Annotated in this window: 16 protein-coding genes; 6 read left to right on the top strand and 10 right to left on the bottom strand. The window is 69.8% G+C overall.

Translation table 11 applies throughout. The features are described 5' to 3' along the window. From AD72_RS28220 to AD72_RS28205, 4 genes are all read right to left on the bottom strand, one after another. Positions 1-1,545 (bottom strand): daunorubicin resistance protein DrrC (locus AD72_RS28220; protein ID WP_031469657.1); only part of this gene is annotated, 1,545 nt, incomplete at its 3' end. Then, positions 1,542-1,952, bottom strand: coding sequence for a VOC family protein (locus tag AD72_RS28215; protein ID WP_031469656.1), 411 nt, complete (start codon positions 1,950-1,952; stop codon positions 1,542-1,544). The genes AD72_RS28220 and AD72_RS28215, both read right to left, overlap by 4 nt. 5 nt (positions 1,953-1,957) lie before the next feature. Then, positions 1,958-2,416: a helix-turn-helix transcriptional regulator gene (locus AD72_RS28210; protein ID WP_031469655.1), complete on the bottom strand. Its 459-nt coding sequence runs from the start codon at positions 2,414-2,416 to the stop codon at positions 1,958-1,960. 35 nt (positions 2,417-2,451) lie between these two features. Continuing rightward, a complete protein-coding gene (locus AD72_RS28205; protein WP_156365404.1) occupies positions 2,452-3,828 on the bottom strand; it encodes an MFS transporter in 1,377 nt (458 codons plus the stop codon). A gap of 58 nt (positions 3,829-3,886) precedes the next feature. On the opposite strand from AD72_RS28205, the gene AD72_RS28200 reads away from it, so the two are divergent. After that, a complete protein-coding gene (locus AD72_RS28200; protein WP_231645003.1) occupies positions 3,887-4,399 on the top strand; it encodes a MarR family winged helix-turn-helix transcriptional regulator in 513 nt (170 codons plus the stop codon). Positions 4,400-4,410: 11 nt separating this feature from the next. Here AD72_RS28200 and AD72_RS28195 read toward each other — a convergent pair whose 3' ends face one another. Further along, a complete protein-coding gene (locus AD72_RS28195) occupies positions 4,411-5,181 on the bottom strand; it encodes an ABC transporter permease (protein WP_031469652.1) in 771 nt (256 codons plus the stop codon). Further along, positions 5,178-6,119: an ATP-binding cassette domain-containing protein gene (locus AD72_RS28190; protein ID WP_231645001.1), complete on the bottom strand. Its 942-nt coding sequence runs from the start codon at positions 6,117-6,119 to the stop codon at positions 5,178-5,180. Before AD72_RS28190 ends, AD72_RS28195 begins: the two co-directional genes overlap by 4 nt. Before the next feature lie 85 nt (positions 6,120-6,204). On the opposite strand from AD72_RS28190, the gene AD72_RS28185 reads away from it, so the two are divergent. Next, entirely contained in the window at positions 6,205-6,960 is a 756-nt protein-coding gene (locus tag AD72_RS28185; RefSeq protein ID WP_031469650.1) for a TetR/AcrR family transcriptional regulator, read from the top strand. 22 nt (positions 6,961-6,982) lie between these two features. On the opposite strand, the gene AD72_RS28180 is transcribed toward AD72_RS28185, so the two are convergent. Further along, positions 6,983-8,188: an LCP family protein gene (locus AD72_RS28180; protein WP_031469649.1), complete on the bottom strand. Its 1,206-nt coding sequence runs from the start codon at positions 8,186-8,188 to the stop codon at positions 6,983-6,985. A gap of 97 nt (positions 8,189-8,285) precedes the next feature. On the opposite strand from AD72_RS28180, the gene AD72_RS28175 reads away from it, so the two are divergent. Both AD72_RS28175 and AD72_RS28170 read left to right on the top strand, forming a co-directional pair. Further along, a complete protein-coding gene (locus tag AD72_RS28175; protein WP_031469648.1) occupies positions 8,286-9,122 on the top strand; it encodes an alpha/beta fold hydrolase in 837 nt (278 codons plus the stop codon). Positions 9,123-9,134: 12 nt separating this feature from the next. Further along, positions 9,135-9,863: an MgtC/SapB family protein gene (locus tag AD72_RS28170; RefSeq protein ID WP_031469647.1), complete on the top strand. Its 729-nt coding sequence runs from the start codon at positions 9,135-9,137 to the stop codon at positions 9,861-9,863. Positions 9,864-9,868: 5 nt separating this feature from the next. On the opposite strand, the gene AD72_RS28165 is transcribed toward AD72_RS28170, so the two are convergent. After that, positions 9,869-10,093, bottom strand: coding sequence for a helix-turn-helix domain-containing protein (locus tag AD72_RS28165; RefSeq protein ID WP_020497749.1), 225 nt, complete (start codon positions 10,091-10,093; stop codon positions 9,869-9,871). Between the two features lie 200 nt (positions 10,094-10,293). Between AD72_RS28165 and AD72_RS28160 the strand changes: the two genes are divergently transcribed. Together AD72_RS28160 and AD72_RS28155 are read left to right on the top strand one after the other, a co-directional pair. Then, positions 10,294-11,073, top strand: a complete 780-nt coding sequence (locus tag AD72_RS28160; RefSeq protein ID WP_031469646.1) for an ArsR/SmtB family transcription factor — start codon at positions 10,294-10,296, stop codon at positions 11,071-11,073. Positions 11,074-11,120: 47 nt separating this feature from the next. After that, on the top strand, positions 11,121-12,494 hold the full coding sequence (locus tag AD72_RS28155) for an MFS transporter (protein ID WP_051899109.1): 1,374 nt from the start codon (positions 11,121-11,123) through the stop codon (positions 12,492-12,494). A gap of 10 nt (positions 12,495-12,504) precedes the next feature. Here AD72_RS28155 and AD72_RS28150 read toward each other — a convergent pair whose 3' ends face one another. Continuing rightward, positions 12,505-13,293: an SAM-dependent methyltransferase gene (locus AD72_RS28150; RefSeq protein ID WP_031469644.1), complete on the bottom strand. Its 789-nt coding sequence runs from the start codon at positions 13,291-13,293 to the stop codon at positions 12,505-12,507. Between the two features lie 7 nt (positions 13,294-13,300). Beyond that, the coding region (locus AD72_RS28145) for an SAM-dependent methyltransferase (RefSeq protein WP_037347613.1) at positions 13,301-13,804 on the bottom strand (504 nt) is incomplete at its 5' end.

Genomic DNA, 13,804 nt, shown 5'->3' with positions numbered 1-13,804 from the left:
GAGCACGCCGAGCGGGATGTCGAGGTCCACCGACTGCAGGTTGTGCTCGTTCGCGCCGCGGATCTCCAGTGTTCCCGTGGGGGCGCGGACCGTGTCCTTGAGCGCGGCCCGGTCGTCGAGGTGGCGTCCGGTGACGGTGTCGCTGCGCCGCAGGTCCGCGACATCGCCCTCGAAGCAGACGGTGCCGCCCGCGGTGCCCGCACCCGGGCCGAGATCCACGACGTGGTCGGCGATCGCGATGATCTCCGGCTTGTGCTCCACGACGAGGACGGTGTTTCCCTTGTCCCGCAACCGGAGCAGCAGTTCGTTCATCCGCTGGATGTCGTGCGGGTGCAGCCCGATCGTCGGCTCGTCGAACACATAGGTGACATCGGTGAGCGCGGAACCGAGGTGCCGGATCATCTTCGCGCGCTGCGCCTCGCCACCGGAGAGCGTGCCCGCCGGGCGGTCCAGGCTGAGGTAGCCGAGCCCGATCTCCACGAAGGAGTCGAGTGTCTCCCCCAGCGCCGTGAGCAGCGGACCGACCGAGGGCGCGTCCAGCGAACGCACCCACTCGGCGAGATCGCTGATCTGCATCGCGCAGGCCTCGGCGATGTTCCGTCCCCCGATCTTCGCGGACCGCGCGAGCTCACTGAGCCGGGTTCCTTCGCATTCCGGACAGGTGTCGAAGGTGATCGCCCGGTCCACGAATGCGCGAATGTGCGGTTGCATCGACTCGCGGTCCTTGGCGAGCATCGACTGCTGGATCCGCGGGATCAGGCCCATGTACCAGACGTTGACGCCCTCGACCTTGATCCTGGTCTGTTCCCTGTAGAGCAGGTCGTTCAGTTCGCGCTTCGTGTACTTGCGGATCGGTTTGTCCGGGTCGAGATACCCCGAACCCCGGTAAATGCGGCCGTACCAGCTGTCCCCGGCGTGATTGGGGACGAGCAGCGCGCCCTCACTGAGTGATTTGCTGTCGTCGTAGAGCTGGGTGAGATCGAAATCGGAGACCCGGCCCATCCCCTCGCAGCGGGTGCACTGGCCACCGGTCACGCTGAAGCTGCGCCGCTCCTTGATGGTCCGCCCACCGCGTTCGAAGCTGACCGCCCCCGCACCGCTGACCGAGGCGATGTTGAAGGAGAACGCCTTGGGGGACCCGATGTACGGTTCCCCGATCCTGCTGAACAACACGCGCAGCATGGCGTTGGCATCGGTGGCGGTGCCGACCGTGGACCGGGCATCGGTGCCCATCCGCTCCTGATCCACGATGATCGCAGTGGTCAGCCCGTCGAGCAGGTCGACTTCCGGGCGGGCGAGCGTGGGCATGAAGCCCTGCAGGAAGGCACTGTAGGTCTCGTTGATCATCCGCTGCGATTCCGCGGCGATCGTGCCGAAGACCAGTGAGCTCTTGCCCGATCCGGAGACCCCGGTGAACACCGTCAGCCGCCGTTTCGGGAGCGCCACACTGATATCGGCAAGGTTGTTCTCCCGCGCACCGTGCACCCGGATCAGGTCGTGGCTGTCCGCCACGTGCCCCTTCGCTGTTCGGGTGGCTGTGCTCATGGCCGCTCCTGGATACGGATCATGTTGCCGGCCGGATCACGGACCCCGCAGTCGCGAACCCCGTACGGCTGCTGGGCCGGTTCCTGGACGATCTCGGCGCCGCTGGCCTGGACCCGTTCGAACGTGGTGTCCAGGTCCGGGGTGGCCAGCAGCACCATCCCGTAGGTGCCCTTGGCCATCATCTCCGCGATGGTGCGCTGTTCCTCCTCGGTGACCCCGGGACTCGCGGCCGGTGGATACAGCACGATGGAGGTGTCCGGCTGGCCCTCGGGACCGAGCGTGATCCAGTGCATGCCCTGGTAGGCCACATCCTGGCGGACCTCGAAGCCGAGGGTGTCGCGGTAGAAGGCCAGCGAGGCCTCCGGATCGGTGTGCGGGAGGAAGCTCGAGTAGATGCTGATGTCCATGCCGGTCACGCTAGTTGCGGCGCACCGGAGGGCGCTTCTCGATTCCTGATCGGTCTGGTGACCTGTTTCGCCACGCACGAGGGCATTCCCTCGGTCGCGGAACCCGCCTCTTTCCGGTAGGTGCTCGGTGACATGCCGACCAGTTCGGTGAAGCGGCTGCTGAACGTGCCGAGCGAGGAACAGCCGACCGCGAAGCAGACCTCGGTGACGCTGAGATCGCCCCGGCGCAACAGGGCCATCGCGCGTTCGATGCGCCGCGTCATCAGATAGGAATAGGGCGACTCCCCGTAGGCGCGGCGGAATTCGCGGCTGAGATGGCCCGCCGACATGTGCACACCCCTGGCGAGCGCCTCCACATCCAGTGGCTGCGCATACTCGCGATCCATCCGGTCCCGGACCCGGCGCAGCAAGGCCAGATCACGAAGGGCCGGATCACGAGGGGATTGAGCAGGTCTGCTGGTCACACCGCGAATCCTGCCATATGCCGGTCCGTTTTGGGTCAGTTCGTCCTGGCCGCGGCGAGGACCACGAGCAGCGCGGCCACCGCGAGCACCCCGAAGCCGAAGACCGCCAGGGCGGACACCGGGGCGAGGCTGACCACCAGGGTCACCACGCACACCCCGAGCGCGGTGCCGATCCCCCGCGCCATGTTCACCATCCCGCCGGTCAGTCCGGAGCAACTGGCCGGGACCGCGGACATCACCAGCGCGTTGTTCGCCGGGGTGAACAGGCCGAGCCCGATACCGAGCACGAACAGGCCGACCGCGAGCAGCCAGACCGGCGTCGCCGCGAACACGAGGACCAGCAGGGCCAGCACGCACAGCACACCGCCCGCGACCCCGCGCCGCCTGCTCGACCACGCCTTGGGCAGCAGCCGGGAGCCGAGGGTGGCCGCGACCGCGAACCCGGCGGGAAGGGCCGTGGTCACCGCGCCCGCGAGTCCGGTGTCCTCCGGCAGCAGCGCGGGCACCAGCACCAGCGGTCCGAACAGCACGAGATAGCCGACCAGTGCTCCGCTCAGCCCGGCCCGCACCACCCGGGTGGACAGCAACCACGGCGGCACGAGCGGGGTCCGCGAGCGGCGCTGCCGCAGCACGAAACCGGCGAGGGCGAGCACCCCGAGCGCGAGCGCGCACGGTGGCACCGCGACGGGCACGTCCAGTCCGGAGACCGAGGACAGGCCGAACAGCACCAGACCCGCCCCGAGGGCGAGCAGCACCGGATCGGTGATCGCGACCGGACCGGGTGCGCTGCGTTCCCTGGTGCGCGGCAGCAGGAGATAGCCCGCGACCAGGCCGAGCACCCCGACCGGCAGGTTCACCAGGAACACCCAGCGCCAGCCGAGCCCGTCCACCAGTACCCCGCCGATCAGCGGACCGATCGCCAGGCCGAGCGCCTGTGCCGCGGCCTGCATGCCGAGGGCACCGCGCCGGCGTTCGGCGGGCACCGCGGTGGAGACCAGGGCGACGCTGTTGGCCTGCAGCAGTGCCGCCCCGCACGCCTGCAGCACCCGGAACACGATCAGCCAGCCGAGGTCCGGTGCCACCCCACAGGCTGCCGAGGCCGCGGTGAACACGGCGAATCCGTAGAGGTAGAGCTGCTTGCGGCCGAACCGGTCGGCGATCCGGCCGACCGGGACGAGCAGAGCGACCAGAGTCAGCAGATAGGCCAGCGAGACCCACTGCACGGCAGCGAGGCTGGAGCCGAAGGAGTCCCGGATCCCACCGAAGGCCAGGGTCACGATCGAGGCGTCGAGCTGCCCGAGGAATGCCCCGAAGCAGACGGCGCCGACCGCGAGCCAGGGTGCCGAGCGCAGTGCCACGATGCGGCGCGGACGGGGTGCTTCGGTTCGCAACACTTCGAGCAGCGCACTCACGCTCCCAAGAATACCTCGATCTCCGATGTATTTGGAGGGGTGCTCGTATTCTGTAATCGTGACAACACCATTTGTGGGGCCATTCGAGCCGAACGAACCCGCCGAAGTCGACGCCCGGCGCCTCACCGAGGTCGTTACCCGGCTGCGCAGGGCGCTGCGGACCAGCATCCGGAGCGACTACCCGTGGGAATCCCGTCCCATGGCGCAGGTCGAGCTGCTCATGACGCTCGCGGACAACGCCCCGGCACGCGTCGGCCATCTCGCCGAGCTGCTCCAGCTCGCACCCAACACGGTCAGCGGGCTCGTGCAGCAGCTCGTGGACGCGGGGCTCGCCTCCCGGCAGACCGACAAGGGCGACCGCCGCGCCGCGAGCATCACGCTCACCCCGGAGGGTGAACGTGAGCTGCGCGGCTGGCGCCAGGCGCACGAGCAGCGGATCGGTTCCGCGCTGGACCGCCTGGCCATCGACGACCGGGAGGCGGTGCTCGCCGCGCTGCCCGCACTCGATGAACTGGTCGACCAGCTGGTCGCCGTCTCCGGTGTCGGCGGGGTCCGGCCGCTCACCTTCTAGCCGCGGCCGGTTCAGCCTCGCCGGTAGCGGCGCACCGCGAGTGGCACGAACACCAGGAGCAGCAGCACCGGCCAGCACCCGGCGAGCACGAGCGGATGCTCGCCCGCCCAGGTCAGCGCACCCCAGCCGGGGTTGCCGAACAGTTGCCGGGCCGCGGCCGCGGTCGCCGAGAGCGGATTCCACTCCGCGATCGCGCCCAGCCAGGGCGGCATGGTGGACGGCGACACGAACGCGCTCGAGCAGAAACCGAGCGGCCACACCAGGATCTGCACCGCGGTGACCAGTTCGGTCCGGCGCACGAGCAGCCCGAGGTAGATGCCGAGCCAGACGAGCGCGAACCGCAGCAGCAGAAGCAGCGCCACGGCGGCCAGCCCGGGCCCGATCCCCTGGTTGGCCCGCCAGCCGACGAGCAGCCCGCAGCCGAGCAGCACGGCGAGCCCCGCGCAGGAGTTGAGCATGTCGGCGGCCGCACGAGCGGTGAGAATCGCCGTCCTGCGCACCGGCATGGCGCGGAACCGGTCGGTCACGCCCCGGTTCAGGTCCGCGGTGACCGCGCCGAGCGTCGACTCCAGGCCGAACATCATGGCCAGCGCGTACACCCCGGGCATGAGGTAGTCCAGATAGGACCCGTTCGGCACGGTGAACGCGCCGCCGAACAGATAGCCGAAAATCAGCACCTGCAGCACCGGGAACAGCAGCGCGATCACGACCGGGGCGGGCTGGTGCACCCAGCGCTGCACTTCGCGCCTGGTCAGGAGGTAGCCGTCGAGCAGCGCGGTCATCGGTGATCGCCCTCCCGGTCCCCGTTCAGCGCGAGGAAGGCCTCGTCCAGGGTCGGCTGGCGCAGTTCGATATCGGCGAGCTCGACCGGAGCCGAACGCAGTGCCCGCACCAGGCTGTCCAGCGCGGCCAGCCGGTCGGTCACCCCGATGCTGGCGGTGTTCGTCTCCGGATCGAGGTGCACCCCTGCACCGATCGCTGCGGTCAGGAGCTCCCCCGCGCGCTCGAGCTTCCCGGGTTCACGCACGATCACGTCGATCCGGTCCCCGCCGAGCCGGGACTTGAGTTCCCGTGGCGCCGCCTCCGCGATCACCCGGCCGCGATCGAGCACGGTCACCCGGTCGGCCAGCTGATCGGCCTCGTCCAGGTACTGCGTGGTGAGCAGCACCGTGGTGCCCTCGGCGACCAGTTCGCGCACGCAGTCCCAGACCTGGCCGCGCCCGCGCGGGTCGAGTCCGGTGGTCGGTTCGTCGAGGAACAGCACCCCGGGCGCCCGCACCATGCTGGCCGCGATGTCCAGCCGCCTGCGCATCCCGCCGGAATAGGTGCGCACCCGTCGCCCGGCCGCCGCGCCGAGCCCGAAGCGCTCGAGCAGTTCCCGCGCGCGTATCCGGGCTCGCCGCGCGGGCAGGTGGTGCAGCCGCGCGTACAGCTCGAGGTTCTGCCATCCGGTCAGTTCCTCGTCCACCGTCGAGTACTGCCCGACGAGTCCGATCCGTTCCCGCACCCGCGCCGGTGCCGCGCGCACGTCGATCCCGTCCACCAGGGCACTGCCTTCGTCCATCGCCGTCAGGGTGGTCAGGATCCGCACGACCGTCGTCTTGCCCGCTCCGTTGGGCCCCAGCAGCCCGTGCACCGTGCCGGGTGCCACCTCGAGCCGGATCCCGTCGAGCGCCGTCTCCGCTCCGTACCGCTTCCGCATTCCGTCGACTGAAATCATGCCGTACACTGTACCGTACATAGTACGAAACAGGGTGAACTACGCTGGCGCGCGGCCACACGCAGGACGAGATGGGTTAGGTCGGATGCCCGAATTCGTAGGCGCCTCGGACCCGGCGCGCAGCATGGCGCTCCTCTGGCGCGGTGCCGAACAGGGGAAACGCAAGGGCGGCAAGGACATTTCGGTGGACAAGGTCCTCGCCGCGGGCATCGAGATCGCCGATGCGCACGGGCTGGGCATGCTGTCCATGCGCAAGGTCGCCGAACATCTGGGCGTCGGCACCATGTCGCTGTACACCTATGTGCCGGGCAAGGCCGAGCTGCTCGACGTGATGGTCGACGCGGTGTACGCCGGCTGCGCGGCCCCCTATCCGGAGGAGGCGGACTGGCGGGACCGGCTGCGCCAGGTCGCGGAGGAGAACTGGGCGCTCTACCAGCGCCACCCCTGGCTGCGGCACATCGCCTCACCGCGTGGCGGCCTCGGCCCCAACGTGATCGCCAAGTACGAGCACGAACTGCGCGCCGTGGACGGCATCGGGCTCAGCGATATGGAGATGGACCTGGTGATCGGCCAGATCGGCTGGCACGTGCACAGCGCGGCGCGCGAACACCTGGACGCGGCCGAACTCGAGGCGCACTCCGGGGTCAGCGATATGGAGTGGTGGTCCACCGCGGGCCCGCTACTGTCCAGGGTGCTGCCCGCGGACCGGTTCCCGGTCGCCACCCGGGTGGGCACCGCCGCCGGTGAGGAAAACCAGGCGGCGAGCAACCCGAAGCGGCTGCTCGCCTTCGGCCTGGAACGGATCCTGGGCGGGATCGAGGCGCTGCTCGCCGGCCGCTGAGCCCGAAGCGGACCGGAACGTCCTAGGAACCACCGGCTCCGCTGGAGATCAGGCTCTGCGGAACCTCCTGGTCCGAGTTCAGCGCCTCGAACATCTGCTTCGCCTTCGACTTGCTCCACACGACCGAACCGCCGGAACTGCCCGAGACCGGGACGATCGTGGTGTTCACCCCGCCGCTGGAGATCCCGCGCAGGTCCCAGGCGAGTCCGATCAGGTTCCACACGTGGTCGGTGTCGTCCACGGTGAGCGAGCCGGGCAGATCGGCGAGCAGCGGGAACAGCCGGAACGGGTTGAGGAAGGTCGCCGGGCTGGCCATCTGATCGGCGAGCGCCCCGATGAACTCACGCTGGTGGTTGGTGCGCGCGTAGTCACTCGCGGCGAAGGCGTGCCTGCTGCGGACGTAGCCGAGCGCGTGCTGGCCGTCCAGGTCCTGGCAGCCCGACTTGAGGTTGATGCCCGCGAAGTCGTCCTTGACCGGCTCCTTGAGGCACATGTTCACCCCGCCGACATCGTCCACGATCCCGGCGAAGCCACCGAACCCGATCTCCATGTAGTGATCGAGCCGCATTCCGGTGTTCTGCTCCACGGTCTTCGCGAGCAGTTGCGGGCCACCGTAGGCGAAGGCCGCGTTCAGCTTCGTCCTGCCGTGGCCGGGGATGTTCACCAGCGAATCGCGCATCAGGCTGATCAGCGTCGGCTTGGTGCCGTTCGACGGCAGGTGCAGCAGCATCATCGTGTCGGTCCGCTTACCGCCCGCGTCCTGGGATGTACCGGTGTGCAGCTTCGCCGCCTGCTCCTCGTCCAGGCCTTCGCGGCTGTCCGAGCCGACGATCAGCCAGTTGGTGCCCTCACCGGCCGCGGGTTTGCCCGAGTAGTCGGTGATCGCGTCGACCCGGTTGAGCGAGGTGTCCACGTACACCCCGAAGCCGACGATCAGCACCACGAGCAACAGCACGATCAGGCCGATGATCCGGCGCGGCCGCCACCGGCGCCTGCGCCTGCGCGCCGTTGGCGGACGGCGGCCGTAGTCCTCGCCGCCGCGCGGGCGCCCGCCGTCCGGATCGCGCTCCGTTCGCGCGGGCGGGCGGTATCCCTCCGGGGTGACACGTCCGCGCGCTCCCTCGGGAGCAGCGCGCCCGCGGGGCGGAGTCGGTCGGTACCCCGGTGGACGATAACCACCGCCCTGGTTGCCGTATCGATCCACGATGCCTCGCTGACCACCGTTCATACTCGAAAGGACGTGTCGGCACGCTACGGGTTGTCACCGAGCGGCCTCGTGCAGGCGGCCAGTGTAGGGCACGCCACGTCACGCTAACGTTGGCCTCGTGACCGAGCACTTGAGCATTCCCACGCCCGCCGGTTCCTTCGACGCGATCGCGGCCGGCCCGGAGGACGGACGCGGAGTACTGCTGCTGCACGGCTTCCCCCAGTCCTCCCTGGAGTGGTCGCACCAGCTGGCCGAGCTCGGGGCGAACGGGTACCGCGCGATCGCCTTCGACCAGCGCGGCTACTCCCCCGGCGTGCGCCCGAGCGAGGTGGCCGAGTACACCGATGAGCAGCTGTGCGCGGATGTGCTCGCGGTCGCCGATGAGCTCGGCTGGAGCCGGTTCGACCTCGTCGGGCACGACTGGGGCGCCTACGTCGGCTGGGCGACCGCGGCCGGAAACCCGGACCGGATGCGCACCCTGACCGCGGTCTCGGTCCCGCATCCCGCGCCGTTCCTCGAGGCCGTGCGCACCGACGAGGACCAGCAGACCCGTTCGCGGTACATGCAGACCTTCCGGCAGGCCGGAGTCACCGAGCGTGCCTTCGCGGAGAACCCGCAGGCCTTCGGCGCCCTGTTCGAGCGTGCTGTCCCGCACGATCACGTGCGCGAGTACCTGGAGCGGCTCGCCGAACCGGGCGCCCTGACCGCCGCGCTGAACTGGTACCGCGCCATGCACCTGAACAGGCCGGTGGATCCGGTCACGGTGCCCACCATGTACGTGTGGAGCACCGAGGATGTCGCGGTCGGTTCCACCGCGGCACTGGCCACCGAGCACTACGTCACCGGGCCCTACCGCTTCGAGATGCTCGAGGACCTGACGCACTGGCTGCCCGAGCAGGCCGCGGAACGGCTCTCCGCCCTCCTGCTCGAACACCTCGCGGCACACCGCGCGTAATCTGCCCTAACCATGACGCTGTTCGAACCGACCGGTCAGGGCTGGACCCAGATCCTCGAGCTGCTGATCGCGCTCGTGCTGTGTTCGCTGATCGGCCTCGAGCGCCAGATCAAGCAGAAGAGCGCCGGGCTGCGCACGCACACCCTCGTCGGACTCGGGTCCGCGCTGTTCGTGCTGTTCTCCAAGTACGGATTCGCCGATGTGCTCGCCGAGGGCCGCGTCGTGCTGGACCCGTCCCGGGTGGCCGCGCAGATCGTGTCCGGCATCGGCTTCATCGGCGGCGGGCTGATCTTCGTCCGCCGCGACGTGGTTCGCGGGCTCACCACGGCCGCCGTGGTCTGGGTGTCCGCCGCCGTCGGCTGCGCCTCGGCCGCCGGGCTGCCGCTGCTGGCCGCCGTGGTCACCGGGGCACACTTCCTCGTGGTGTACGGATACCCGCCGATGGTGCGGATGCTGATGAAGGCCCGCCCGTCGAGCACCGTGGTCCGGGTGCGCTACGCCGACAGCAGAGGTGTGCTGCGCGTGGTGCTCGGCATCGCCACCGGCGCCGGGTTCACCATCGGCGATCTGAGCACGCGCCGGGACGAGGACCCGCTCACCGGAGGGGTGGACGTGCGGATCCGGGTCACCGGGACCACGCCGGTACACGAACTGGTCAGCTCGCTGTCCGAGGTGGACGGCGTGTATTCGGTCCGCACCGAGGACGACGACGCGGACGAAGAGGAGGAAGAGACCGACTAGGCGGTCTAGGCCTGCTTGGCCCGCCCGGTCCTGGTCTTCGTGGCACCGCCGCGCCCGCGCAGCTGTGCACCGGACTCGCAGAGCACCCGGTGCACGAACCCGTAGGAGCGTCCGGTCGAGGCGGCGAGCACGCGGATGCTCGCCCCCTTCTCGTACTTCTTCTTCAGGTCGGTGGCAAGCTTGGTTCGGTGATTGCCGGTGATACGGGCACCCTTTTTCAGTTCAGCCACTTTTCCCCGCCTCCAGAAGGTCGCGGCTTGTTCCCCGTCAGCAGACATGATCGAACAATGACCTAGATCACGCCAGGCGAAACCGGGAAATCCGCCTTCGATGGCCATATCGCTCACCCGGTTGGCGCAGTTCGGCCTACCCAGACGCGTCCTGCCTCATTTCGGCCGGAACCGAAACGAGGCCGCCGTACGGTGACCGTATGACGGATCCACGACTGGCGACCCGGCTCGGTGGCGAGGCCGACTTCGCGGTACCCGCGGAGCTCATCGGCCACCCGGCACGCGCGGCGATGCTGCTCGCGCTCGTCGACGGGCGCGCGCTGCCGATGTCGATGCTCGCCAGCGAGGCGGGGATCGCCGCGTCGACCGCGAGCGAGCATCTCGGCAGGCTCGTGGACGGTGGCCTGCTGCGCACCCGCAAGGAGGGCAGGCACCGCTACTACGAGCTGGCCTCCGCGGCAGTGGCCGAGGTACTCGAACAGCTCGCCCGGCTCGCCCCGCCACGCCCGGTGCGCTCGCTGCGCGCCGGGACCCGGGCGGCCGCGCTGCGATTCGCGCGCAGTTGCTACGACCACATCGGCGGGCACCTCGGGGTCGCCCTGATGCGTTCGCTGCTCGACCGGGAGGCGATCGTGGGCGGGGACGGCAGGCATCACGAGGGCAACGGTGACCGGCTCTCCGCGCCCGGACGGGTGCTCGAATACCGGCTCACCGGCACCGCGCACGCCCTGCTCACCGAACTCGGCACCGAGCTGCCGATGACCGGAAGGCGCACCGTCGGGTACTGCGTCGACTGGACCGAGCAGCGCCACCACCTCGCCGGTACCCTCGGCGCGGTACTGCTGCGCACCTGCGAGGACCGGGGCTGGATCGTCCGGGATGTGCGCGGTATCCGGCGCGCGATCGGCGTCACCGAACCGGGCAGGCGCGCGTTCGCCGAGCACTTCGGCATCGATGTGAACGCGCTCACCACCGGCTGAGCACATTTCGGCCGTACCCGAATATCCGCGGCCCTAACGTCGATCGCATGCAAGGGGTCACCACATCGCACTCGACCGGGGCGCAGGGACGGGTGCTCGACGCCCGGCTGCTCACCCTCAGCCTCGGCTTCTTCGTGGTCATCATGGACGCCACGATCGTCAACACCGCGAATCCCACCATCGGGGCACAGCTGCACGCGGGACTCGGTGCGCTGCAATGGGTTCTGGACGGCTACACCCTGGTGTTCGCCTGTCTGCTGCTCACCGGGGGAAGCCTGGCCGACCGGTTCGGCGCGCGCCGGGTGTTCCTCACCGGGCTGCTGCTGTTCGCCCTCGCCTCGGCCGGGTGCGGTCTCGCCACCGATGTCACGGTGCTCAACCTCGCCCGCGTGGTGCAGGGCATCGCCTCGGCTCTCGCGCTGCCCAGTTCCCTCTCGCTGATCGCGGCGAGCTTCCCCGATGCCACCAGGCGCGCCCGCGCGATCGGCATCTGGGGCGCGGTCGGCGGGATCGCGGCGAGCACCGGACCGCTGGCCGGCGGCGTGCTCACCGGGACACTCGGCTGGCGGCCGATCTTCCTGATCAACATCCCGATCTGCCTGATCGCCGCGCTGCTCACGATCCGCACCATTCCCGCACCGGCCCCGCGCACCGGGGTCGGGTTCGACCTGACCGGTCAGCTGGCCCTGGTACTGGCCTCGGCTGCGCTCGTTTTCGGGCTGATCAACGGAAAACACGGCTGGGCGGATCCGCTCACCCTCGGCTCGATCGCGCTCGGTCTCGCCGGGTTCGCGGTGTTCGGCCTGGTGGAACACCGGGTGCGCACGCCCATGTTCCCGCTCCCACTGCTGCGCCACCCCGGCCTCCGGCACTCGCTGCTGGTGGGCTGCGCGATCAACACCGGCATCTACGGGGTCCTGTTCGTGTTGACGTTCTTCTTGCAGCACACCAGGAATCTGCCGCCGCTGCTGGCCGGTCTCGCGGTCGCCCCGCTCGCGGCGATCACCCTGTTCGGTTCCGCGTTCTCCGGCCGGGCCATGATCCGGTTCGGCACGAAACCGGTGCTGTGTTCCGGGGTTTCCCTCGCCGCGCTCGGCGCCGGATGGCTCGCCGCGACCGCGCACGCCCCGTATCCGGTCCTGCTGCCCGGCATGGTGCTGCTCGGTTTCGGCGTTTCGTTCACGATGCCCGCGGCCACCGCGACCGCGATCGGTTCGGTTCCCGCGGAACGCGCCGGGCTCGCCTCCGGGGCGCTCAACGCCAGCAGGCAGTTCGGCAGCGCGATCGGGGTCGCGGTGCTCGGATCACTGAGCGAATCCGGCGGGATGGCACTCGCCGCCATCGCCGGTGCCCTCGCCCTGTTCCTCGCCGTGCCCTCGGCGCTGCGGGCCGGTAGGTCCCGCGCGGGGAAGGCCGCGTAGGCCCCGGTGCTCAGCGCTTCCTGCCGACCGCGGCGTACATCGCGGACGCTTCCGGATCCTCGGCTTCCACCGGATCATCGGGGCGCCACTGCTTGGTCCACACCACGCCGGGCGCCACCAGTTCATAGGGCGTCAGCATCGCGGTGAAGCGTTCCTTGCTCCGCAGATGCCCGGAACGGTTCGCCGAGGCCGTGTACCGCGCGGCCACCGCGGCCGTCCGCATCCCGGCCGCCCCCTCCGCGGTGGCGTGCGAGACGACCGCGTGGCTGCCCGGAACCGTCGCGGCCGCGTACCGGGCGAGGATCCCGTCCGGGTCCTCCTCGTCCGGTACGAAATGCAGGATCGCCAAGGCCATCACCGTCACCGGTTCGGTGAAGTCGAGCAGTTCCCCGGCCTTCTCGATCACCTCGTCCACGTCCTGCAACCGGGCCCGCACGGATATGGCCCGCTCGTCCCCGGACAGCTTGCGCACCCCGTGAGCGGCCGCGATCGGTTCGCTGTCCACGTACACGACCTTCGCGTCCGGGTGCACCGCGCGGGCCACCTCGTGGGTCGGGTGCGCCGTCGGAATCCCCGCGCCCAGGTCCAGGAACTGCCGGACGCCCTGTTGTGCGGCGAACCGGACCGCGCGGCCCTGGAACCGGCGGTTGGCGATGGCCGCGATCCGCGCCTCGGGCAGGATCGCGAGCATCTTGTTCGCGAATTCCCGGTCGGCCTCGAAGTTCGCGCCGCCACCCAGGTAGTAGTCGTAGACCCGCGCCACGTTCGGCGTCGTGGTGTCGATGTCCTGCTCGTTCACCCGGTCACTACTTCCTGCCGACGGCGGCGTAGATGGCGAGGTGGTCGGCGTCCGCGGGGACATCCCGGTCGTCCTCCGGATGCCATTGCGCCGTCCACGTGATGCCCGGTTCCACGAGATCGTAGGGGGCCAGGATCGCGGCGAACTCCTCCTTGGTGCGCAGGTACGCCGAGTAGTCGGCCTTGCCCCGATACCCGGCGGCCGCCTTCCGGACCCGCTCGGCGCCCGCGCCTTCCGCGGTGCCGTGCGAGGCGATCAGGTAGCTGCCCGGCGCGGTCGCCTTCGCGTATCGGGCGGTGATTCCCTCCGGATCGTCCTCGTCGGAGACGAAGTGCAGGATCGCCACCAGCATCACGGCCATCGGCTCGGTGAAATCGAGCAGCTGCCCGGCCTGGGTCAGCACGGACTCGCAGTTCGGCAGCCGGTCCTCGACCACAAGACAGTTCTCGTCCCCGTCCAGGGTGCGGCGGGCATGTGTCACCGCGACCGGTTCGCTGTCCACGTACACGAC

Source organism: Sciscionella sediminilitoris (genome assembly GCF_000737195.2).
Lineage (GTDB): Bacteria > Actinomycetota > Actinomycetes > Mycobacteriales > Pseudonocardiaceae > Sciscionella > Sciscionella sediminilitoris.
Note: the sequence above shows the minus strand (reverse complement) of the source record. Positions and strands in the feature narration are given on the sequence as shown.

Coding starts and splice junctions, on each gene's coding strand:
- AD72_RS28160 (WP_031469646.1), top strand. CDS start 10,294: ATGACGGATCCACGACTGGCGACCCGGCTCGGTGGCGAGGCCGACTTC.
- AD72_RS28185 (WP_031469650.1), top strand. CDS start 6,205: ATGCCCGAATTCGTAGGCGCCTCGGACCCGGCGCGCAGCATGGCGCTC.
- AD72_RS28215 (WP_031469656.1), bottom strand. CDS start 1,952: ATGGACATCAGCATCTACTCGAGCTTCCTCCCGCACACCGATCCGGAG.
- AD72_RS28155 (WP_051899109.1), top strand. CDS start 11,121: ATGCAAGGGGTCACCACATCGCACTCGACCGGGGCGCAGGGACGGGTG.
- AD72_RS28190 (WP_231645001.1), bottom strand. CDS start 6,119: ATGATTTCAGTCGACGGAATGCGGAAGCGGTACGGAGCGGAGACGGCG.
- AD72_RS28170 (WP_031469647.1), top strand. CDS start 9,135: ATGACGCTGTTCGAACCGACCGGTCAGGGCTGGACCCAGATCCTCGAG.
- AD72_RS28195 (WP_031469652.1), bottom strand. CDS start 5,181: ATGACCGCGCTGCTCGACGGCTACCTCCTGACCAGGCGCGAAGTGCAG.
- AD72_RS28180 (WP_031469649.1), bottom strand. CDS start 8,188: ATGAACGGTGGTCAGCGAGGCATCGTGGATCGATACGGCAACCAGGGC.